The sequence below is a fragment of the Flavobacterium soyae genome (assembly GCF_045348165.1).
GTDB lineage: Bacteria > Bacteroidota > Bacteroidia > Flavobacteriales > Flavobacteriaceae > Flavobacterium > Flavobacterium soyae.
Genome location: NZ_CP150845.1, coordinates 1,931,914 through 1,954,436 on the forward strand (window position 1 = coordinate 1,931,914; position 22,523 = coordinate 1,954,436).

Sequence of the window (22,523 nt, forward strand, 5' to 3'; positions counted from 1 at the left end):
TAAAATGAAAGTATTAGTAACAGGAGGATTAGGATTTATAGGTTCTCACACCGTAGTCGAATTGCAAAACGAAGGCTTTGAAGTTGTGATAATTGATAACCTTTCAAATTCTTCAGAAGATGTTTTAAAAGGAATTACAGCGATAACAGGAAAAACACCTTTATTCGAAAAAATTGATTTAAGAGAAAAAAGTGCCGTTCGGGATTTCTTTAAAAAACATAATGATGTTACTGGGGTGATTCATTTTGCGGCTTCAAAAGCAGTTGGTGAAAGTGTTGAGCAGCCTTTGTTGTATTATGAAAACAACATCAGCAGTTTAGTGTATCTTTTACAGGAATTACAGCAAAAACCTGAAGCAAGTTTTATTTTTAGCTCTTCTTGTACGGTTTACGGTCAAGCCGAAAAAATGCCAATTACAGAAGATGCTCCGGTTCAAACTGCAATGTCTCCTTATGGAAATACCAAGCAGATTGGAGAAGAAATTATTACAGATACAGCTAAAGTAACTAATATCAGCGCTATTTTATTACGCTATTTTAATCCGATTGGAGCGCATTCTTCAACCGAAATTGGAGAATTACCTTTAGGAGTTCCTCAAAATTTAGTTCCGTTTATTACCCAGACTGGAGTAGGGTTACGTCAGGAATTATCAGTTTTCGGAAATGATTATCCAACACCAGACGGAACTGCTGTTCGTGATTATATTCATGTTGTCGATTTGGCTAAAGCACACGTAATTGCTTTACAGCGTTTGTTGGATAAAAAGAACTTGCAAAAAGTTGAAACTTTTAATTTAGGAACTGGAAAAGGAAGTTCGGTTTTGGAAGTGATTCATAGTTTCGAAAAAGTAAGTGATAAAAAACTGCCATACGTAATTAAACCGCGACGCGAAGGTGATATTACTGAAGCCTACGCAAACACAGATAAAGCAAACAACGTTTTAGGCTGGAAAGCAGAATTAAGTTTAGACGAAGCAATGGCAAGTGCCTGGAAATGGGAACAGAAGGTTCGTTCTTGATTTAGTGTTCAGTGATCAGTTTTTTAGTGATCAGTTGAAAACTATACACATAAAAAATCCCAAATGATTATCATTTGGGATTTTTTATTTTGTAATTTTGTAGGATAAAAATGTAGGAATTATGGGCTCAAAAAAAGAAAATAAAAAGAATGATAAGGTTGAGGAGTCTAGAGTAGAATACGAAATTCAAAAACCTAAATTTAAAGGAATAGATCCTGAAACTTTTGATTTTGATGCTGAGTTTGCAAGAGGGTTAACGCCGGAGGAGTTTAAAGCTGAAATGTCTAAAAGAATAAAAGCTTATCCTTGGGAAAAATAATTTTTGAAAAAGCAGTTCTTGAATATTTTGATAATTTAGTTTTTGCACTTTTTGAAGAGGAATATTTTGGTTTCTTTGAAACGGCTCAGAATTATACCGATAAAATAGTTGGTTTTGTTATTTCCTGTATTTCAAGTTTTTCTCACAAGAAAACCCCAAAACCTCACCAGTATTTAGGTTCAAATTATATTTTTTATAAAATTAATCTCAGAACAACTTGGTATATCTTCTTTGAAAAAAGAAACCAAAACTATTTGATCACCGGAATTATAAATAATTATTGCGAAGAAGTTAAACAGCTATAAAAAACAAATCCTCATAAACATTTCGTTCATGAGGATTTTTTTATGCGTATAGTTTTAAACTGATCACTAAAAACTGATTACTGAATACTAAAAATTAAGCATTCGCAGTAACCGCTTCTTTATCAATTTTACTAATCAAACCAGTCAATACTTTTCCTGGGCCAACTTCTGTGAATAAAGTAGCACCGTCAGCGATCATTTGCTGTACTGATTGCGTCCATTTTACCGGAGCAGTCAATTGAATGATTAAGTTTTTTTTAATTTCTGCAGCATCAGAAACTGCATTGGCAGTTACGTTTTGATATACTGGGCATATAGGAGTAGAGAATGTAGTTGCTTCAATCGCTGCCGCTAATTCTTCTCTTGCGGGTTCCATCATTGGTGAGTGAAATGCACCACCAACAGGCAAAATTAAAGCACGTTTTGCTCCTGCAGCTTTCATTGCTTCACAAGCTTTTTCAACAGCAGAAGTTTCTCCGGAAATAACTAATTGTCCCGGGCAGTTGTAATTTGCTGCAACCACAATTCCGTCTATCGAAGCACAAACTTCTTCCACAATATTATCGGCTAAACCTAAAACAGCAGCCATTGTAGATGGGGTAATTTCGCAGGCCTTTTGCATAGCAAGAGCGCGTTGAGAAACCAATTTCAAACCATCTTCAAAAGATAAAGTTCCGTTGGCAACCAAAGCAGAAAATTCTCCTAAAGAATGTCCTGCAACCATTTCTGGTTTAAAATCTTCGCCTAAAGTTTTAGCTAAAATAACAGAATGTAAAAATACTGCCGGCTGTGTTACTTTAGTTTCTTTTAGTTCTTCGGCAGTGCCTTCGAACATTATATCTGTAATTCTAAAACCTAAAATTTCATTGGCTTTTTCGAATAGTTCTTTGGCTAAAGCCGAATTTTCATATAAGTCTTTGCCCATTCCTGTAAACTGTGCGCCCTGACCCGGAAATACGTATGCTTTCATTTGTCTAATTTAATTTTTACTTTTTTTTTAAAATTGAAAATTAGTTTCAATTGGAAGGCAAAAGTACTATTTTTTTATTTCGTATAATCCTTAAACATATAAATCCATGCTAATCTCGAAAAGCGAAGATTAAAAGAAGTGAGTAAAGTAATGACAACAGCGATGATTGGAATAATTCTTAAATCGAAATTTTTTTCAAAGAAAAACTGAGCAATACAATAGGTGGCAATTCCCTGAGCAACTGTTAATCCGTAGTTTACATACATAGCGCCAAAGAAATAACCGGGCTCTTTTTGAAATTTATAATTGCAGTGACTGCAGTATTCATTCATTTTTGGAAGACCAAAAGATAAAAAAATATTTCTGTCTGTAAATACTTTTCCTTTATGACAAACAGGACATTCGTTGCTTAAAATATGAGTTAATGAATTTGACATGACTTTGATGTTTTTATTTGCACAAAGGTAATTTAGAGCGAGATAAAAGTCTTTTTTATATCTTCGCTTATTATAGCACAATAGAGACATTTCTTATGAAGAAATACCCAATTTACAGCGTTCAGAATTTTAGCTGCAATGATATTCATCGCGATTTTTACGTCAATACTTTTACAGAGCATTTAAAAAGCCACAGTTTTGTAGAAGAGCCGCATCGTCATGATTCGTATTTAATGGTGTTTTTTACAAAAGGTTCCGGACAGCACGAAGTCGATTTTGATCAATTCGAAATAAAAAAAGGCAGTTTATTTGTGCTGCAGCCTGGGCAAATGCATCATTGGAGTTTATCTGAAGATGTTGAAGGTTTTGTAATTATCTTTTCGCAGGAATTGTATAATCTGTATTTCGGACAAAAAAATATTAATGAATATAATTTTTATCACTCTATTCATAACCGACCGGAAATGGTTTTTGAAGAAAAAGAAATCCCAAAAATCCTCCCTTATTTTGATTTACTGATTCAGGAAAATAATCAGAATAATAAATATCAGCTGGACAAAATGCTGAATTTGTTAGATTCAATTCATATCGAAATTGCCCGTAAATATGGCGAAACCTATTCGCATCAAACCCATTCGTACAATATTAAAATCAATAAGTTTGAAACGCTTTTAGAGGAATATTTTAGAACCGAAAAATTGCCGTCTTTTTATGCAGAAAAACTAAATATTACTTTGAAACATTTAAACAGAATCTGCAATGAAATTCTGCAAAAAACCGCCACAGAAGTTATCGCAAATCGCGTAATCCTCGAAATAAAAAGAATGTTGATCGATAAACAATTAGCGGTTAATGAAGTGGGATTTAAAGTCGGTTACGAAGATTACTCGTATTTCTCCAGATTCTTTAAAAAACAAACAGGATTGTCACCAACAGAATTTCGAAATACTGTGCGATAAGTTTTAAGTTTGCCACGAATTACACGAATTTCCACGAATTATTTTTTTTGCCACAGATTAAAAGGATTAAAAAGATTTTTTTTCTGCATTTCTACGAATAAATAATCCGTGAAAATCCTTTTAATCTGTGGCAGAAAAAACATTTACAGTTTTGAAGGAAAAAAAATAGTGGAAATTCGTGTAATTCGTGGCAAACCAAAAAAAGCCTGCACTCCCGAGAAAAGGAGCAGGCTTCTTAACCAACCAAATTAAAACCTATTATAAAGTATTAAGCTTGTTTTACAAATTGTAATTCAATGTTTAAACGAACTTCTTCGCCTACTAAAACACCTCCGGTTTCAAGAGCTGAGTTCCAGTTTAACCCCCAATCTTTACGATTAATTTTTCCTTCTATGCTTAAACCTACCTTTGTGTTTCCCCAGGGATCAGTCATGGTTCCACTAAACTCTACAGGAAATTTTACTGTTTTAGAAGCACCTTTAATGTTTAAATCACCAGTTAATTCATATTCTCCATCATTGATTTTTTTGAAAGATGAAGCTTTGAAAGCTAATTTTGGATGATTTTCAGCATCAAAGAAATCTCCGCTTCTTAAATGTCCATCTCTGTCAGCATTTGCAGTGTCGATAGAAGCTACATCACCAGAAAATTCGATTGCAGCATTTTCGAAGCTGTCTCCGTCTGTAGTAATTGTTGCGTCGTATGCTCCAAATTTTCCTGAAACATTTGTAAACATCATGTGTTTAACTTTAAAACCAATTTCTGAATGTGTTGGGTCAATTGACCATTTTGTAGTTGCCATAATTTTATTTTTTTAAATAATTAATTTATTTCATTTTGATAGGACAAAGTTACGTTGACAGTTGTTCTGGAGCACTTAATCTAGATTAAGAAATAAAAATGAGATGTTTTTTTGCCACAGATTAAAAGGATTAAAGTGATTTTTTTTCGCCACGATTGCACGAATTTCCACGAAATAAATTGATTTAAAATTTGTGAAAATTAGTGCAAATTAGTGCAATTCGTGGCAGCGTTTTTTTAAAAATCCTTTTAATCTGTGTAATCTGTGGCAAAAATACTATTGCGTAATCTTAGCTTTTACTATTAATATAATACGTCAAAGCTCCAGAAGGACATTTATTAACAGTCGAAATTATTTTCTCAGTTGTAGATTTCTCAGGAGTAATCCAAGGTTTTTCTTTAGGACGAAAAACATCTGGATTGTTTTTTACGCAATTTGCAGAATGAATGCATTTTCCAGATTGCCATACAATCGTGACTTCTCCGTTTGTATATTCTTTAGTGAGGTTATTTGGATTCATGGTTTAAAATTTTAAGGATTAGTTTAATTTTAAAGTCAGACCAATTTTCTTATTTATAAAGTTAGTCTTTCTTTTTTGAAATGGAATAAAAAAAGAAACGATAATGATCTGATTTTCAGATTTATTATCGTTTCAAAATACAGGTATTAATTATTTTTTTACGAATTAATAATTCATCGGAATGTCCATTAATAAGAATTCAGCATCTGTGTTTGCTTTAATATTTAAAGAATCAGTTTCTGAAATTCCAACAGCATCACGAGTGTTTAATTCCTGACCGTTGATTGTAACATTTCCTTTTAAAACGAAAGCATAAACTCCGTTTCCTTCTTTTTTAATTTTATATTCAGTTGTAATTCCGGCATCAAAATTTCCCATTTGAAACCAAGCGTCTTGGTGAATCCAAACTCCCTCGTCATCTGCATTAGGAGATAAAACCTGCGCTAATTTATTGTGTCTGTCAGCAGCACTTAAAGTAATTTGCTGGTAACGCGGCGTAACATTTCTTTTGTTAGGAAATAACCAAATTTGTAACAACTTAGTCTGCTGATCTGTATTTGGGTTAAATTCACTATGCTGAATTCCGGTTCCGGCACTCATCACCTGAATATCACCGTTTTTGATAACTTCAGTATTTCCCATGCTGTCTTTGTGAGCCAAATCACCTTCTAACGGAATTGTAATAATTTCCATATTATCGTGAGGGTGAGTTCCAAATCCCATTCCGGCTGCAATCGTGTCATCGTTTAAAACGCGAAGTGCTCCAAACTGAATTCTTTCTGGATTGTACCAGCTCGCAAAACTAAAGCTGTGATAAGCGTTAAGCCATCCGTGATTTGCGTTTCCTCTTGTTTCTGCTTTGTGCAATATTATATTTTCCATGATTTTGTATGTTTTGTAATTTTATAGTACAAAGATACCACGATGGTCAAGGAAAAGCACTTAACCTAGATTAAGAAAAGATTCTGAGATTCTAAGATGCTGAGGTTCTAAGGTTTTTTTGAAGCAGAAAATTAGTTTTTAAGAGACGTGACGTCCCGCTATTCGCTGCAATCTTTTGTGTTGAACCTCACCACAAAAGGATTTCCACTTCTATCGGGGCTAAACGAGAAGTTTTGTTTTCAAAAGTTGTGTAGATGTAAAAAGCAGAAGTATACAAGGTTTCAGTTTGTCATCCTGAGGAACGAAGGATCACACGAGAAATTCCGCCTGCATAATCGCCAATCTTTGTCGACTTCCGAGTGTGATCCTTCGTTCCTCAGGATGACAAGATTGTGCTGAATTACTTAATCTTAATCAATTTTCCTTTTCCAACCACTATATCAAGATAATTCATGGCAGGATGTTTCTTATCATGCATGTAAAACAGAATAGTATCTTTTTTAATTTGATCTTTACGAATGCTTATAATTAAATCAGTATTGATGAAATTCTCTAACAATATTACATTCCCATAAGAAACCTTTCCTTTCGGCAGATATTTGTTGTCAAAAGCAAAAATGCTATCCTTAAAAGTAATTTTATCTTTTTGAATATAGGAATTGTCATCTTCAATTAAATAATTGTAACGACCGTTAAGTTTATCTGTTTTCTGATTGAAGTTAATAGAAAGGAGTATTATTATTAAAGCGAAATATTTCATAAGATTCTAACTAAATTGATTTATAAACTGCTGTACTACAATATCAGTATTCTCATGGCGTTTCTTTCTTTCTAAAACAATTGGAGGCGCAGCTCTTTCCAGGCAATCTTTTACGGCACAAGTTTCGCACGTAACACCAACAATTCTTTTCACTAAAGGTTTTCCTTCAATAAATTTAAATTTCTTTTTCATTGTCGGATTAATTAAAATACCAACAGAAATACTTCTGATGTAATTTTCTGCGAAAGGATCTTTTGTGGCCGATGAAAAAACTAAATATTCATTGCCGCTATTGGCGTAGCTTGAAATTTGTGCATCAAAAAAATGAGATTTATTTTGTTTGATGGCTTCGTCTATCGTTTTAACCGAAACCCATCTTCTGCAATAATGCTCATTGGTTTCGTTGGCATGAGGTTCCTGCTGATGTGTAATATGTAATTCTTTATTGATTTGGTAAACATCCGAACCAACTCGATGAGATAATCTTAAAAAGAATAAGTTTTTCAGTTGAAAATCTTTCGGTAATAAATTGGTTAATCGCTGATAAAACGATTCCGGTGAAACTTCAAAACTTTCTATTAACGCCACAAATTCTTCAGGTTTTGGATTTTCATTTTCTAAAAAAGAATTGATTTTGTCTACCAATGATTTTCTCGGCAATAATAAAGCGCCGGCAAAATATGAGGCATAAAAGTTATGTAGGACCTGATCGAAATTTTCAAACTTTATCCAGCTGAAAGTCAATAATCGATCTGAAATCTTTAAGTAATTATAGGCAATTTCTTTTGCCAGGATAAAAGCTTTCTGCGGAGCATCAAGTTCTGTAGAAAGCAGTAATGTTTTGCTTTTTGGAACATATATGGAGCGTAAATCGCCCAAAGCTTCCTGATCTGTAAAAGCGATTTCTTTTATGTTGTATTCGTATTCTTCTTCCAGAATTGCTTCTAATTCTTCAATACTGATTTTAGAATCCAGATTAATCTGAAAAGATTTCGAAAATGCAATAACTTTATCTTCTAAATCTTCAAAATAATTACTGTGTGCTTCCTGATAAGATCGTAATGCAGCCAAAAAGAAACTTTCACGGCTTAAATTATAATGTTGTGCGATTTCAATAATCGTACTAATGAACGCATTGACCTTTGCAGGAGCATTTGCAATAATATCAATTAAATCAGCTTCCTGAATTCCGAAAAGCTCAAGTGGAATCTCTTTTAAAATTCCTGATTTCAAGATTTCGCCGATTGGGGCTAGATTATTATCAAGTTTTAAAGACACCATTTGGTCGTAAGTCACGTCCAAATGTTCGCAGAGTAATAAAATTTTATCTGTTTTTGGATATTTTTTCCCCTTTTCAATCTCGTTTAAATACGATTTTGAAAGATTTGTCAATTTGGCCAAGCCAAAAAGTGACAGATTTTTTTGCGTCCGAACTTGCTTCAATTTTAGTCCGAAGATCAGCTTTATATAGTCTTTTTCGATATCCATGAATCAAATATAGTTATTCTAAAAATAATCGCCAAAAAATTATTTTTAATATTTAGCGAACGTTCGCTTGTTTTGTAAAAAACTTTTTTCTAATATTGTGGTGTAGAAATTATTAGTTATCAGTTTGTTATGGTTTTGTGTTTTGAAAAAAATATAAGCGTTTCAATTGTTACTGATGAAAATTAAAAACCACTGCTATGAAAAACCAAATTGAAATTACCGAAACGGCGATGGAATTTTTAGCCGAAAAGAAGCTTCGTTACCCAAAAATCTGGACAGAAGAAGCAATTGTTTTTATAACTGAATTGCATAGAAAATTCGAATCACAGCGAAAACTATTGCTTTTACAGCGCGAGCAAAAACAAGTCACTTTTGATCAGGGAATCATGCCGGTTTTTATTCCGGAAACTAAAAATGTCAGAGAAGGCAATTGGACAGCTGGTGAAATTCCAAAAGATTTATTAGATCGAAGAGTGGAGATTACCGGTCCTGTTGACCGTAAAATGATTATCAACGCTTTGAATTCTGGTGCCAAAACATTTATGGCCGATTTTGAAGACAGCACTTCGCCAACCTGGCAAAATTTAATGGATGGTCAGCTGAATTTAATCGATGCAGTTAACAAAACAATTACACACACCGATTTGGTGAAACAAAAGTCATATCATTTAAATGAAAAGATTGCAACGCTAATTGTACGCCCAAGAGGTTTGCATTTGCCAGAAAAGCATGTTTTAATTGAAGGAAAAGAAGTTTCAGGTTCTTTGGTAGATTTTGGTTTGTATGTTTTTCATAATCATAAAAGACTTTTAGAAAACAATTCAGGGCCGTATTTCTACATTCCGAAATTAGAACATTATTTGGAAGCACGTTGGTGGAACACTGTAATTGATTTTACAGAGGATTATTTGAAGCTGAAAAGAGGAACTATAAAAGTGACGGTTTTAATCGAAACGATTACAGCAAGTTTTCAGCTGGATGAAATTATTTATGAATTGAAAGAACATATCGTTGGTTTGAACTGCGGACGCTGGGACTATATTTTTTCTTATATCAAGAAATTTCGCAAGAACCCAAAATTCATCGTTCCGGATCGCGATCAGGTAAATATGACTTCGCCTTTTATGAATGCCTATTCAAATTTGGTAATTCAGAGATGTCATAAACGTGGTATTCATGCCATTGGCGGTATGGCGGCTCAAATTCCGATTAAAAATAATGAAGAAGCCAATGCAGTTGCTTTTGCAAAAGTAAAAACGGATAAAGAACGAGAAGTTCGAAACGGTCACGACGGAACTTGGGTAGCGCATCCGGATTTGGTTTCTTTGGCAAAAGAAGTTTTTGATAAAGGAATGCCAACTCCAAATCAGATTCATGTTAAAAGAGAACATCGCAAAATAACTGAAGAAGATTTGATTGAGCCGCCAATAGGAATCATTACAGAAAACGGAGTTCGAAAAAACATTAATGTGGGAGTTTTGTACCTGGCTTCATGGCTGAACGGACAAGGCGCCGCTGCACTGCATAATTTGATGGAAGATGCCGCAACTGCCGAAATTTCGAGATCGCAATTATGGCAATGGCTTCAGAATAAAGTGGTTTTGGATAATGGACGAAAATTAGATTTGGCTTATTATCATGAATTGGCTTTAGACGAATTTAGAAAAATCAAAGAGGAATTAGGAGAAGAAAATCACGAAAAACAACAATTTCCACTGGCTGAAAAAGTACTGGAAAGATTAGTTGTAAATGCTGATTTTGTTGATTTCTTAACGATTCCATGTTATAAATATCTATAAGAAAAAAAACGCTAAATCTGTAAGATCTGCGAGAGAATAAATTTTTCACGCAGATCAGGCAGATAAAATGAGAATAGAAAATTTCTGCGAATGATTTTAAGCACATAGATACATAGTTTTAAAATGTGAATAAAAGAATTTTGAAAAATCTAGATTTTCACACATAGCTATGTTTGTTTAAACAAATGAAATGCCTTTAACCACAAAGGAAAACTATGTTTCTATGTGTTAAAAAAAATGAGTCCAGTTAAAACTGAACACTTTTAACTGTGAACTGAATACTATCACTTACTAACCACTTAACTTAAACATTTATGAAAACAACAGAAGACAGAATTCAGGAATTGATTAACGATTGGATAACGAACCCAAGATGGAAAGGTGTTGAACGCCCTTACACTGCGAGTGAAGTAGTTACACTTCAGGGTTCATATCATATTGAGCATTCTATTGCCAAAATGGGAGCTCAAAAATTATGGAGAAAGTTAAAAAGTCAGGATTATGTAGCTGGTTTAGGGGCTTTGACCGGGAATCAGGCGATTCAGGAAGTCGATGCAGGTTTAGAAGCGATTTATTTAAGCGGATGGCAGGTTGCTGCCGATGCAAACCTGGCAGGAGAAATGTATCCTGACCAATCGCTTTATCCTGTAAACAGCGTTCCGATGGTGGTAAAAAAGATCAACAACGCTTTATTGCGCGCTGATCAGATTCAGACTGTAAATAATATTGAAGATAAAAAAGATTATCTGGTTCCAATTGTAGCTGATGCCGAAGCGGGTTTTGGCGGTAACTTAAATGCTTTCGAATTAATGAAATCTATGATCGAAGCCGGGGCTTCTGGAGTTCATTTTGAAGATCAGCTGAGTTCTGCTAAAAAGTGCGGCCATTTGGGCGGAAAGGTTTTGGTTCCTACTCAGGAAGCAATCAATAAATTAATTGCTGCGCGTTTGGCAGCAGATGTTATGGGTGTTTCAACTTTAATTGTTGCCAGAACAGATGCTGATGCAGCTAATTTATTAACAAGCGATGCCGACCCAAGAGACAGGAAGTTTTTAACTGGAGAGAAAACTGCCGAGGGTTTCTTTTATGTAAATAACGGAATCGAGCAGGGAATTGCAAGAGGTTTGAGTTACGCACCTTACGCTGATTTAATTTGGATGGAAACCAGTAATCCGGATTTAGAATTTGCAAGAAAATTTGCGACAGCTATGAAAAAAGAATTTCCGGATAAAATGCTGGCATACAATTGTTCTCCGTCTTTTAATTGGGCTGCAAAATTAACAGTTGCCGAAATGGAAACGTTTAGAGAAGATTTGGCTGCAATGGGCTATAAATTCCAATTCATTACTTTGGCAGGATTCCATGCTTTAAATACGAGTATGTTTGAATTGTCTAAAGCGTATAAAGAACGCGGAATGGCGGGTTACTCTGAATTGCAGGAACGTGAATTTGATTTACAGAAAAACGGATTCAGAGCGGTAAAACATCAGGCTTTTGTTGGTACTTCTTATTTTGATGCCGTTCAAAATACGGTTATGATAGGAAGGTCTTCAATAACAGCAATGAAACATTCTACTGAGGTTGAGCAATTTTAATTCAAAAGAAAAGCCAGTTCAATGAACTGGCTTTATTTTTTTTGCCACAGATTTCACAGATTAAAAAGGATTTTTTTTAGCCACGAATTACACGAATTACCACAAATTTTAGTTCAATTTTTAACACAATTTAATTCGTGAAAATTTGTGCAATTCGTGGCAATATTTTTAATCCTTTTAATCCGTTAAATCTGTGGCAAAAAAACTTATTTCTTCAAAAGCCTAGCCTTCATTTTGCTAAAGAATTCTGGCGTTACACCAATGAAAGAAGCGATTTGTTTTTGAGGAACTTTATGAACTAATGTTCCGTATTTTTTAGTGAATTTTTCAAAACGTTCTTCGGCAGGTAAACTTAAATTGTCCATTAATCGCTGTTGATTGGCTACTAACGAATTTTCAATTAAAATTCTAAAAAAGCGTTCCAGTTTTGGAATCTCAAGATACAATTGTTCCTGGTTTTCTTTCGATAAAGAAACAACTTCAGCTTCTTCCAAAACTTCAATAAAAAGCTGTCCCGGTTTTTGCGAAAAATAACTGTACATATCGCTCATCCACCAGCCTTCACAGGCAAAAGAAAGTACGTGTTCAACAATGTTATCGTTGATATTGAAACTCCTTAAAATTCCTGAATTTACAAAATAAGAATGTTTACAGACTTCGCCAGCGTTCAATAAAATTGTTTTGGCTTTGTAAGTATTCGTTTCTAGTTTAGATAAAAAAAGTACCTTTTCCTCTGGTGTCAAAGAAACATGTTTGGCAATATTTTCAAGAATTAATGCCATTATTTTTCGTTTACTAAAGTGAAGGATGTTGCTTTAAAACGATTTTTTTCTATTGTTCCGGTTACAGAAGCTTTTCTGATCGCATTGCAAAACCCATCTTCTGCATGTGCATCTCCGTGATCGTGAATCGTTGTTCCGTCAACGAAATACGTTTTTCCGTCAATACGAACTGCTAGATCGCAACTTTTGCCTTTCATTCCAAATTGGCATTCTCCGCAAGAAGCTTCAACAATTGTTGGTTTATTGATTATTTTTTTATCTTGAGCCTGAGCTGCAATTCCAATAAATAGGAAAAGCATGAATATAAGTTTTTTCATTTTTTAAGAATTTACAGTTATTAATTTTGCCGTTTCTTTGGCACGTTCGGTTATTTTTTCGATTGGAGTTGATAAAGAATCTTGGGCTAAAACAACTCCCATTCGGCGATAGGGTCTTGAAGTTGGTTTTCCAAAAATCCTGAAATCAGTTTTTGGTAAGGCAGCGACTTTTTCAATTCCGGTAAAAGTTGGATTTGTTGAATCTTCTGAAGCTAAAATTACAGCGCTTGCTCCTGCTTTTTCTAAAGTGATTTCGAAAATTGGAAGGCTTAAAATTGTTCTTAAATGCAATTCGAATTCGTTAAAATTCTGAGTTCCGGCCAAAGTTACCATTCCGGTATCATGCGGACGTGGAGAAAGTTCAGAGAAATAAACACCTTCTTTCGTTAAGAAGAACTCAACACCAAAAAGTCCTGCACCGCCAAGCGCTTCGGTAATTTTTTCAGCCATATCCTGGGCTTCATATAAATCAGCTTCAGAAACTTGCGCCGGCTGCCAGCTTTCCTGATAATCGCCGCGTTCTTGTCTGTGGCCAATTGGAGGACAGAATAAAGTTGGATTGCCGTTTTGAGTAATCGTTAAAAGTGTAATTTCTGAATGAAAATCGACAAAAGCCTCTACAATAACTTCAATAACATCACCACGCGATCCTGCAACGGCATATTGCCAAGCTTTTTCGATATCACTTTCTGTTTTTATAGTCGATTGTCCTTTTCCTGATGAAGACATTAAAGGTTTTACTACGCACGGAATTCCAACTTCCTGAACGGCTTTTTGCAGTTCTTCTGCTGAAGTGGCGTATTGATATTTGGCTGTTTTTAAACCTAATTCTTTCGCTGCTAAATCACGAATCGCTTTACGGTTCATGGTAAAGTTTGCTGCTTTAGCTGAAGGAACAACGGTGATGCCTTGTTTTTCGTAATCGTAAAAACGTTCGGTGCGAATGGCTTCTATTTCAGGAACTATAAAATCTGGTTTGTGTTTGGCTACGATTTTATCAAGTGCTTCGCCGTCAAGCATATTGATGACTTCAAAATCGTGTGCAACTTGCATTGCCGGTGCATTTTCGTAACTGTCAACAGCAATTATGGTTTGTCCGATTCGTTGCGCGGCAATGACAAATTCTTTGCCTAATTCGCCTGAACCCAGGAGTAGTATTTTCATAGGAGGATATTTGAAATTTTGGAATATAAATGGAGTAGTAAAAGTAGCGAAAAATGTTTTTAACCGCAAAGCCTATTCGCATGGATTGGTGTAGAAACGCACTGCAGTGCGTCTACGTAATGTGGGTTTAACCGCAAAGTTCGCAAAGGATTTACGCAAAGAACGCAAGGTTTTTGTTTTTAAGTTAAAAAGGATCACTCAGATTTGCTTCGCCTATTCGCTGTCGCTTGGCTTGCAGATTCGGCAGATTTATTTTTTAGGATGAGTTGCCTCCGGCTTTAGCTGGAGGGGGTAAATTGATTAAGTAAGAGGCTTTAGCCAAAATTCTTGCTTTTTTGGCTAAAGCCTAATTGCGAGATTTCTTTTTTGACCTCTAGCTAAAGCTAGAGGCAATTTAATTCAAGATTGGATATTCTGGTTTAGCTTTACCATTATTAAACTGCTTATAAATGTTAAAATCATTAATACAAATGATAGAAATAAAATCATTAGCATTGAAAATAGAATTATGTATGGAATTTGTGATCTTAATACAACAGATAATCCATTAACAAATAGTCCGATTATGTAAATTGTAAAAAATGATAGTGTAAGTTTAGAACTTACTCCAAAAGAAAACTGAGAACAAGCTTGAAAGTAAGTTATTTGATTTAATGAATGACTTATTTTTTTAGCGGTATTCCAAAAGAGAAAAACAATGAATATTGGAAATAAGATTCCCCAGAAAATTGAATTCCAAAAAATACCGAAATCACATATTTGAATACATAAATCGATGAAATAACTATCCGAAAATATTAATAATGGAAAAAGAGAGGTAACAAAAATTCCAGTAATAATTGCATGTTTTTGAATGTTATTTTTGGATTCCATTTAAATTTAGTTTGAAGAGTAAAGATAAAAAATGGAATTTATTCTCACGCAGATTTTGGAGATTCGGAAGATTTTAATTTAACCGCAAAGATCGCAAAGATTTTATAAACCTTTGCGAACCTTGAGTATTCCTTTGCGAACTTTGCGGTTAAAAAAACGTTGCGGTTAAACTTTTTTAATGAAAATGATCTTCTTCAATTTCAAATTCGGCATCTTTTTCCCAGATTTCCATTTCGCAGGGTTTACAGTTGAATTTTAGTTTGTATTCAAGTTCTCCCTGTTTTAATACTAATGGTTCTTTTAATTTGCCTTCCATTGTATTTCTATGGTATTTTGGACATTTTGCCAGCTCGTATTTTATACAATATTTGGTTGTCATTACACGAGATTTTCCTGGATCCCATTGTAACTCGAATGCTTTTTCGATTTCGGTTACACCGTGACGTTCGTAGAATTTACGAGCTGTTTTGTTAGAAACATTGTACATGAAATCCAGTTTGGTTTCTGGATACGGATGTGACGTTTTTACCATTTGGTGTTCCTCACGTTTGTAATTTGCCAAACGAATTTCGGTTAACTGATCGTAAACCGTTCTTCGCATTTCGTTTATTTTTGAAATAGGAAGGAACCAGTTTTGAGAAAACATAATATTGATTTCATCGGCAGTATAAGGAGTGAAACCTGTTTTTGCCAATTGTGTTTTAATATTTTCTTCGATTGATTCGCCTGTTTTAGTCTGTTCTTTTGAGTGTTCTAAATTAACGATACTTACGTTTCCGTCTTCATCGGTTGCGATTAATTCAAAACCGGTTTCATTTTCGGTAAGCAATAAAGTAGTACCGATTTTACGAACAGCACTGTCTTCTCTTTCAACAATTTTGATGAAAGCGGCGTCGTTATTTCTGTAGATGAAAGTTCCGTCTTTTACTTCTTTTAAAACGTTCGGGTAAATTTTACCGTTTTCGGCTTTGTTTACGTAGATTCCGTCGGCTTCATTGTTTTCGTTAATGAAACAAAGTCCGTCACCGTTGTTTAATAATTCGCCGTTTTCAATTTCGTAAGCGTTCCCAACAGTTCGGATCAATTTACCAATATACTGCCCTTTTGATTTTGGGCTTTCCCAAGAACCAATTGTGTTATGTCTTTCGTTTACAAAATAATCGGTATAACCACGATTGAAAGTTCTGCTTAAGGTAGAATCAAAAGTATAAGTACATTTTCCAGAAGAAGCTTTTGTGTATTTATCGCTTCCTGGACCTTCTAAAAAGTTGTCTAATTTCTGACGTAAATATGAAACGTTGTTTTTTACGTAAACTACATCTTTTAATCGGCCTTCGATTTTAAAAGAAACGATTCCGGCTTCGATCAAATTCGGAATTTGATCTGAAACATCTAAATCTTTTATCGAAAGTAAGTGACTGTTTTTAATTAAAGTATCTCCGTTTCCGTCGATTAAGTTATATGGTAAGCGGCAGTTTTGCGCGCAAGAACCACGATTGGCGCTGCGTTCTCCGTTTGCCACACTCATATAGCAGTTTCCACTGAAGGATACACATAATGCACCGGTTACGAAAAACTCTAATTCAACATCAGCATGGTCGTATATTTCTTTAATTTGATGCAGGTTTAATTCACGTGCCAAAACCACGCGTTTGATTCCAGCATCTTTTAGGAATTTAATTTTATCTGCATCACGATTATTGGCTTGTGTGCTGGCGTGAAGTACGATAGGAGGAAGCTCCATTTCCATAATAGCCATATCCTGAATAATCAGGGCATCGACACCAATCTCATACAATTCCCAGATCATTTGACGGCAAGTTTCTAATTCGTTGTCGTACAAAATGGTATTCATAACCACAAAAACCTGTGCATTAAATAAGTGCGCATATTTTACCAACTCAGCAACATCTTCAATAGAGTTGTTGGCATTAGATCGTGCACCAAATTGCGGAGCTCCAATATATACTGCATCAGCACCACTGTTTATGGCTGCGATTCCTCCAATTAAATCTTTAGCAGGAGCTAATATTTCGATTTTCTTCTTCATTTCTAAAACTTTAGACTTTTGTGGTATTCCCGAAAAAAAGTGTGCAAAGGTCTTATAAATTATTTGAGTTTGCTAACGATGAAGGGATTTTTTTGAAATTGTTAACTTAATATGGAATGAGTTAATGTTATTTTCTTTAAAATCCGTTGCTGCAAAATGAATCGTTCCTTCGGAACTTTATTAAGAAGAGCTGTAAGTTCGGAACATATTTTAGGAACGGATTTTAATCCGCTCATGTATGTCGATATATAAAAATAAAAAAACTATCTGATTATTTAAACCAGATAGTTTCCCTAAAATAAAAGTGTCAATAATAATTAGTTCGCTTTCATTTTAATTTGCGATAAAGTATTTTGAATACTGTTTAGTTGTTTTGAAACAATGAAAACCTGGCTGTGTTCCAAATCGTTTTCTTCAAGTGCTTTTTTGTATTTTTCAATAGCGGCTTCTTCTCCGGTAATACAGGCATTTATAATGGCTTTAGTATCTCCGCCGGTAAAAGATGATTTGATATCAATCCATGTTCTATGTAATGCGCCTAATGGCCCACCGCCGGAAGTATCTGTTGATTTTCCGAGTTTGTTGATTTCGTCTTGTAATTCTACAATAAATAAAGCTCTTTCGCGGGCATATTCCAGAAAATCAGCTTTGAGGGCTAAATTCTCAACATGTTCTGCGGCGTTTGTATATCCTAGTTTTCCGTCTTCAAGAATTGAAATTAATCCTTCTAAAGTTTTAACTGTTTCTTTCGTGGTTTCATCTGTATGTATCATGACTAATAGTTTTTAAATTAATACATTACAAAGTTGGTGATTTCTAAAGTGTTATGTTTTACAGGATTATGTGCAGGGTTTTACAATATTGTGGAATGGGAATTTTGAAAATATTGATTTGTTTTATTCAGATTTAATTGCCTCCAGCTTTAGCTGGAGGAAGTTAAATGGATTAGGAATGGGCTTTAGCCAAAGGTATAGTAGTTTGGCTAAAGCCAGTATGGAAGCTTATTTTAACCTCCAGCTAAAGCTGGAGGCAATTAAACTAAATGTTATTTATTTCTTTTTAAAATGAATTTTTCTCGTTTTGCGTGAGGGATTGAGGCGGTATCCTTTTATGAAGCGGAGCGAAATAAAAGATATAGCCGAAAGCCCGACCCGGAGGGGTACGTCCAAATTAATCCCATAAAAAAACAACTTAAAGTATAAAAGTGATGAAACTTTTGAACCTTAAGCCGTTTTTATAAACTTAGAATATTGTTATGCAGTCAAAGCTTCTTTGATTCTGCGTAATGCTTCTTTTAAAATGTCGTTGCTTGTTGCGTAAGAGAAACGAATACAATTTGGATTTCCGAAAGCGTCTCCTGTTACTGTTGCAACATTCGCTTCGGCCAAAAGATACATCGAAACATCGTTTGCATCTTTGATTTTAGTTCCTTTTAATGTTTTTCCGAAGAAAGAAGAAACGTCTGGGAATACATAAAATGCACCTTCTGGAACGTTGATTTTTACTCCCGGGATTTCTTTTAACAATCCAACAACTAAATCTCTGCGACCGTGGAAAGCCTGAACCATTTCGTTTAATACTTTTGGATCTGCATCTACAGCTGTAATTGTAGCTCTTTGTGCCACAGAGTTTGCTCCAGATGTTACTTGCCCCTGAATCTTTGTACACGCTTTTGCGATAAATTCTGGCGCTCCAATATATCCAATTCTGTATCCAGTCATTGCAAATGCTTTAGCAACTCCGTTTACTGTGATTGTTTTTTCCAACATTCCCGGAATTGAACCGATACTGCAGAAAGTTCCTGAGAAATTAATGTGTTCATAAATCTCATCGGCAACTACGTAAATATTTGGATGTTTTTCTAAAACTTTTGCAAGCGCTGTTAATTCTTCTCTGCTGTAAACAGATCCTGAAGGATTACATGGAGAAGAGAACCACATCATTTTTGTTTTTGGCGTGATTGAAGCTTCTAATTGTTCTGGAGTAATTTTGAAATCTGTTTCTACAGATGTTGGAACTTCAACAGGGACTCCGCCAGAAAGTTTTACGATTTCAAAATAAGAAACCCAGTATGGCGCTGGTAAAATAACTTCGTCACCATCGTTTAACATTACTTGTGCAATGTTGTATAAAGATTGTTTTGCTCCCGTAGAAACTACGATTTGAGATGGTTTGTACTCTAAATCATTGTCTCTTTTAAATTTTCTGCAGATAGCTTCTTTTAAGTCCTGATATCCATCAACAGGAGAATATGTGCTGTAATTATCGTCGATTGCTTTTTTTGCAGCTTCTTTAATAAAGTCTGGCGTATTAAAATCTGGTTCACCTAAACTTAAACTGATAATGTCTTTTCCTTGTGCTTTTAGCTCGCGTGCTAAAGCCGCCATTGCTAAAGTTTGTGAAGTCGCTAAGTTGTTGATTCTGTCCGAAAGAATATGGTTCATTATAAAAATTTTGAATGTCCTTAATTTGCTGCGCTAATTTAAGGAAGGTTAATTATTAATAGATTTTTTTTAGTTTAAACAGATAATTCAGGTTTCATTCCTAAGTCACGCAAATGTTTAAAGTGAGCTGCAATAGCACTTCGCATTGTTTTGTATTCGTAATAGGGTAAATTACATTCTTTTGCAGTTTCCTTTACAATTTTTGCAATTTTACCATAGTGAATGTGACTGATATTTGGAAAAATATGATGTTCGATTTGGTGATTCAATCCGCCAGTGTACCAATTTACAATTGCATTTTTTGGTGCAAAATTAGTTGTGGTGTACAATTGGTGAACTGCCCATGTGTTGTCCATTTCTCCTAATTCATTTGGAGATGGATTTGTAGTGTGGTCTACAACGTGTGCCAATTGAAATACAACACTTAAGATCAATCCGGCTGTGTAGTGCATTACGAAAAAGCCAATAAGTACTTTCCACCAAGAAATTCCAATAAGCATTGGTAAAACAATCCAGATTGAGATATAAATGATTTTAGTGATGATTAAAGTTGTCCAAAGAATTTTTGGGCTTTTTGGCTCTCCGTAAGATAATTTTCTTTTAAGATAATTTCTCATTTGCTTAAAATCGGTAGTAATAGCCCAATTGAAAGTCAATAAACCATATAAGAAAACAGAGTAATAATGTTGAAAACGGTGAAAACTATGCCACTCTGCATGCTTTGTAAAACGGATAATTCTTCCGGCATCTAAGTCTTCGTCGTGCCCCGGAATATTAGTATAAGTATGGTGAAGCACATTGTGCTGAACCTGCCAGTTGTAAACGTTTCCGGCCAGAACATAAATGGTTCCGCCCATGAATTTATTAATCCAGCTTTTATTAGAGTACGAACCGTGATTACCATCGTGCATTACGTTCATTCCAACACCTGCCATTCCAACGCCAATGACGATCGATAAAAGCAGCATTACCCAAAAAGGCATATTTAAGGTAAGTATTAAAAAATATGGAGTTAAAAAAACTGCGAATAGAATAACGGCTTTTAAATGTAACTTCCAGTTCCCGGTTTTCTGAATGTTATTCTCCTTAAAGTAATTGTTTACCCGAGAATTAAGTGTTCTGAAAAACTTCAGATTGTCTTGCCTTGCAAAAGTTGGAGCAGTGTTATTCATAATTAATTTAAATAGTTTTCAAAGGTAATTATTATAAATTTTCAATTTGCAAAATTGAGTTAAATATTTCAATCGTAAAGTAGTACTTTTGTTAAAAATTTACAGCAATGGATGAGATATTGAAATATTTTCCCAATTTGACCGATCTTCAAATTGAACAATTTCAAAAATTAGACTTTTTATACCACGATTGGAATGAAAAAATCAATGTGATTTCACGCAAAGACATTGATTCTTTATATACAAAACATATTTTACATTCATTAGGAATTGCCAAAATAATGAAATTTGAGCCCGGAGCAACAGTTTTAGATGTTGGAACGGGCGGCGGTTTTCCCGGCATTCCGTTAGCGATTCTTTTTCCGGAAACTCGTTTTTATTTAATTGATGTTATAGCAAAAAAAATAAAAGTGGTTCAGGGTGTTGTTGATGCATTAGAATTAAAGAACGTAAAAGCTGAACAAAAACGTGCTGAATTGGTAAAAGGTGATTTCGATTTTATCGTAAGCCGTGCCGTAACCAATATGCCGGATTTTGTTTCGTGGATAAAAGATAAAATTAAAAAGCAGCATAAGCATACTTTAAAAAATGGTATTCTATATTTGAAAGGCGGTGATTTGACTGAAGAATTAAAAGATTTTCCAAATGCGGCTTTGTATGATTTAGCAGCAATATTTGATGATGAATTTTTTGAAACCAAAAAAGTGGTTCATCTTCCTTTAAAGTTTAAGTCCTAAATATAAATAAAAGTAAATAACCCGGAAAGAATTTCTTTGCGGGTTATTTTTGAATTAATAGTTTCTACTACTAAGATGCTTTCCTAGAGAAGTCTAGAAAAGGGTTTGCTTTTATGTCTAAATTATCAATAAAGTTATGAATTGCATTTTCTGATGCTTCGACAGAATATTTAAACGCAGCATCAAAAAAGAATTCTCTGCATAAAACAGGTTCGTTTGATGAGTCGTAAATTGCTTCATCTGATTCATCAAGATTATCATAACTGTATTGGCAAGGATATAAACGAATTAATTCTATAATTGTATTATCGAACCATTTATCAAATATTTTCTTTTTTGGGGTTACGTGTCGGGCTAGTAATGCCAGGCCTACAAGTTCGCTTTGAAGCAGGTAAGATCCTTTTCTGTATTTTACATCGACCATTCTCACATTCATTAGAGCGATCCATAAAGCACCATTAACAGATCCGTTAGCAGGTATGTCAAGATCACAATCAAATAACAAAGGATTTGTTTGTTCACGATCGTTAATCGAGCACCAAAGTGCTTCAATACGTTTTTGTGTATCTTCTGTAAATTTTGTGTAACCTGTAAAACGCCAGTAAATCCATTCTAATAAAGCTGCAGTTAGACCTACAGAAGCTTTGTGGTTAATTTGCATTAATACACTTTCTAATGCATCATTACCTTCAATAGGATCTAAAAGCTGATCTATTTTCTTTTTAGTCCATTTAAAGTTAATTGGATGCCCAATGCTTTTTGCTTCTGAAATTACCTCTGGTACGTTGTTTAAATTTCTCATGTTTTGTAGTTCTTTATCTTATATAAATAGTAGTTTTTTACGAGGACAAATTTAGAGTCATGCATCTTTTTAGTAAGGAACAAGAAGTTTTTAAAATATCAAAATATGTTTTTTTTAATGTGTATATAGCTGATAATTAGTGTTATAAGAAAAATACTACATTTTTTAAAAATTGTCGTACATGTAAGACTTCATGCCAATTTGAAACCTGACTTTATTATTGCCAGAAGTATCTAAAAAAGCATTTTCATGTAAGTCTAACGGAAAAAACAAAAGCCGAATCTTGAAAAGATTCGGCTTTTTTATATGGACAGGTCTCAAAACCTGA

General features: G+C 34.4%; 22 protein-coding genes. 7 read left to right on the forward strand and 15 right to left on the reverse strand.

Features of this window, described 5'->3' with window-relative positions:
- Window positions 1-4 precede the first annotated feature (4 nt).
- The 3 genes from galE to AABD74_RS08465 all read left to right on the forward strand — a co-directional run bounded on the left by galE (window position 5) and on the right by AABD74_RS08465 (window position 1,642).
- Entirely contained in the window at window positions 5-1,018 is a 1,014-nt protein-coding gene (gene galE / locus AABD74_RS08455; RefSeq protein WP_232681556.1) for a UDP-glucose 4-epimerase GalE, read from the forward strand.
- Between the two features lie 121 nt (window positions 1,019-1,139).
- Window positions 1,140-1,337, forward strand: a complete 198-nt coding sequence (locus tag AABD74_RS08460) for a hypothetical protein (RefSeq protein ID WP_406845231.1) — start codon at window positions 1,140-1,142, stop codon at window positions 1,335-1,337.
- On the forward strand, window positions 1,325-1,642 hold the full coding sequence (locus tag AABD74_RS08465; RefSeq protein ID WP_406845232.1) for a hypothetical protein: 318 nt from the start codon (window positions 1,325-1,327) through the stop codon (window positions 1,640-1,642). The genes AABD74_RS08460 and AABD74_RS08465 overlap by 13 nt, the downstream gene beginning before the upstream one ends.
- Before the next feature lie 94 nt (window positions 1,643-1,736).
- Here AABD74_RS08465 and fabD read toward each other — a convergent pair whose 3' ends face one another.
- Together fabD and AABD74_RS08475 are read right to left on the reverse strand one after the other, a co-directional pair.
- Entirely contained in the window at window positions 1,737-2,612 is an 876-nt protein-coding gene (fabD, locus tag AABD74_RS08470; protein WP_232681559.1) for an ACP S-malonyltransferase, read from the reverse strand.
- A gap of 74 nt (window positions 2,613-2,686) precedes the next feature.
- The gene (locus AABD74_RS08475) at window positions 2,687-3,049 is read right to left on the reverse strand and encodes a DUF983 domain-containing protein (RefSeq protein ID WP_406845233.1); all 363 of its coding nucleotides are present in this window, start codon (window positions 3,047-3,049) and stop codon (window positions 2,687-2,689) included.
- Between the two features lie 95 nt (window positions 3,050-3,144).
- Between AABD74_RS08475 and AABD74_RS08480 the strand changes: the two genes are divergently transcribed.
- Window positions 3,145-4,008 carry a helix-turn-helix domain-containing protein gene (locus AABD74_RS08480; RefSeq protein ID WP_406845234.1) on the forward strand — a complete coding sequence of 288 codons (864 nt, stop codon included), beginning with the start codon at window positions 3,145-3,147 and terminating at the stop codon, window positions 4,006-4,008.
- A gap of 268 nt (window positions 4,009-4,276) precedes the next feature.
- Here AABD74_RS08480 and AABD74_RS08485 read toward each other — a convergent pair whose 3' ends face one another.
- From AABD74_RS08485 to AABD74_RS08505, 5 genes are all read right to left on the reverse strand, one after another.
- Window positions 4,277-4,810: a YceI family protein gene (locus AABD74_RS08485; protein WP_232681562.1), complete on the reverse strand. Its 534-nt coding sequence runs from the start codon at window positions 4,808-4,810 to the stop codon at window positions 4,277-4,279.
- Window positions 4,811-5,099: 289 nt separating this feature from the next.
- Window positions 5,100-5,330, reverse strand: a complete 231-nt coding sequence (locus tag AABD74_RS08490) for a (4Fe-4S)-binding protein (protein WP_232681564.1) — start codon at window positions 5,328-5,330, stop codon at window positions 5,100-5,102.
- A gap of 165 nt (window positions 5,331-5,495) precedes the next feature.
- Entirely contained in the window at window positions 5,496-6,212 is a 717-nt protein-coding gene (locus AABD74_RS08495) for a pirin family protein (RefSeq protein ID WP_406845235.1), read from the reverse strand.
- A 400-nt stretch (window positions 6,213-6,612) separates the two neighbouring features.
- Window positions 6,613-6,972: a hypothetical protein gene (locus AABD74_RS08500; protein ID WP_406845236.1), complete on the reverse strand. Its 360-nt coding sequence runs from the start codon at window positions 6,970-6,972 to the stop codon at window positions 6,613-6,615.
- Window positions 6,973-6,978: 6 nt separating this feature from the next.
- Window positions 6,979-8,460: a helix-turn-helix domain-containing protein gene (locus AABD74_RS08505; RefSeq protein WP_406845237.1), complete on the reverse strand. Its 1,482-nt coding sequence runs from the start codon at window positions 8,458-8,460 to the stop codon at window positions 6,979-6,981.
- 197 nt (window positions 8,461-8,657) lie between these two features.
- Between AABD74_RS08505 and aceB the strand changes: the two genes are divergently transcribed.
- Complete coding sequence (gene aceB, locus AABD74_RS08510) at window positions 8,658-10,259, forward strand: malate synthase A (RefSeq protein ID WP_406845238.1); 1,602 nt, start codon at window positions 8,658-8,660, stop codon at window positions 10,257-10,259.
- A gap of 314 nt (window positions 10,260-10,573) precedes the next feature.
- Complete coding sequence (gene aceA / locus AABD74_RS08515) at window positions 10,574-11,854, forward strand: isocitrate lyase (protein ID WP_232681569.1); 1,281 nt, start codon at window positions 10,574-10,576, stop codon at window positions 11,852-11,854.
- Window positions 11,855-12,060: 206 nt separating this feature from the next.
- Here aceA and AABD74_RS08520 read toward each other — a convergent pair whose 3' ends face one another.
- From AABD74_RS08520 to AABD74_RS08550, 7 genes are all read right to left on the reverse strand, one after another.
- Window positions 12,061-12,636 (reverse strand): Crp/Fnr family transcriptional regulator, encoded by a 576-nt coding sequence (locus AABD74_RS08520; RefSeq protein ID WP_232681570.1) that lies wholly within the window; start codon window positions 12,634-12,636, stop codon window positions 12,061-12,063.
- Window positions 12,636-12,953 carry a DUF6370 family protein gene (locus tag AABD74_RS08525; protein WP_406845239.1) on the reverse strand — a complete coding sequence of 106 codons (318 nt, stop codon included), beginning with the start codon at window positions 12,951-12,953 and terminating at the stop codon, window positions 12,636-12,638. The genes AABD74_RS08520 and AABD74_RS08525 overlap by 1 nt, the downstream gene beginning before the upstream one ends.
- 3 nt (window positions 12,954-12,956) lie before the next feature.
- A complete protein-coding gene (gene purT, locus AABD74_RS08530) occupies window positions 12,957-14,117 on the reverse strand; it encodes a formate-dependent phosphoribosylglycinamide formyltransferase (protein ID WP_406845240.1) in 1,161 nt (386 codons plus the stop codon).
- A gap of 1,048 nt (window positions 14,118-15,165) precedes the next feature.
- On the reverse strand, window positions 15,166-17,040 hold the full coding sequence (locus tag AABD74_RS08535) for a U32 family peptidase (protein ID WP_406845241.1): 1,875 nt from the start codon (window positions 17,038-17,040) through the stop codon (window positions 15,166-15,168).
- A gap of 317 nt (window positions 17,041-17,357) precedes the next feature.
- A complete protein-coding gene (locus AABD74_RS08540; protein WP_406845242.1) occupies window positions 17,358-17,813 on the reverse strand; it encodes a PA2169 family four-helix-bundle protein in 456 nt (151 codons plus the stop codon).
- Window positions 17,814-18,293: 480 nt separating this feature from the next.
- Window positions 18,294-19,484, reverse strand: coding sequence for a pyridoxal phosphate-dependent aminotransferase (locus tag AABD74_RS08545; RefSeq protein WP_406845243.1), 1,191 nt, complete (start codon window positions 19,482-19,484; stop codon window positions 18,294-18,296).
- A gap of 74 nt (window positions 19,485-19,558) precedes the next feature.
- Window positions 19,559-20,656 (reverse strand): acyl-CoA desaturase, encoded by a 1,098-nt coding sequence (locus AABD74_RS08550; protein WP_232681577.1) that lies wholly within the window; start codon window positions 20,654-20,656, stop codon window positions 19,559-19,561.
- Window positions 20,657-20,763: 107 nt separating this feature from the next.
- On the opposite strand from AABD74_RS08550, the gene rsmG reads away from it, so the two are divergent.
- Window positions 20,764-21,393, forward strand: coding sequence for a 16S rRNA (guanine(527)-N(7))-methyltransferase RsmG (gene rsmG / locus AABD74_RS08555; RefSeq protein WP_232681578.1), 630 nt, complete (start codon window positions 20,764-20,766; stop codon window positions 21,391-21,393).
- 70 nt (window positions 21,394-21,463) lie between these two features.
- On the opposite strand, the gene AABD74_RS08560 is transcribed toward rsmG, so the two are convergent.
- The gene (locus tag AABD74_RS08560) at window positions 21,464-22,195 is read right to left on the reverse strand and encodes a hypothetical protein (RefSeq protein ID WP_232681579.1); all 732 of its coding nucleotides are present in this window, start codon (window positions 22,193-22,195) and stop codon (window positions 21,464-21,466) included.
- Window positions 22,196-22,523: the final 328 nt, after the last annotated feature.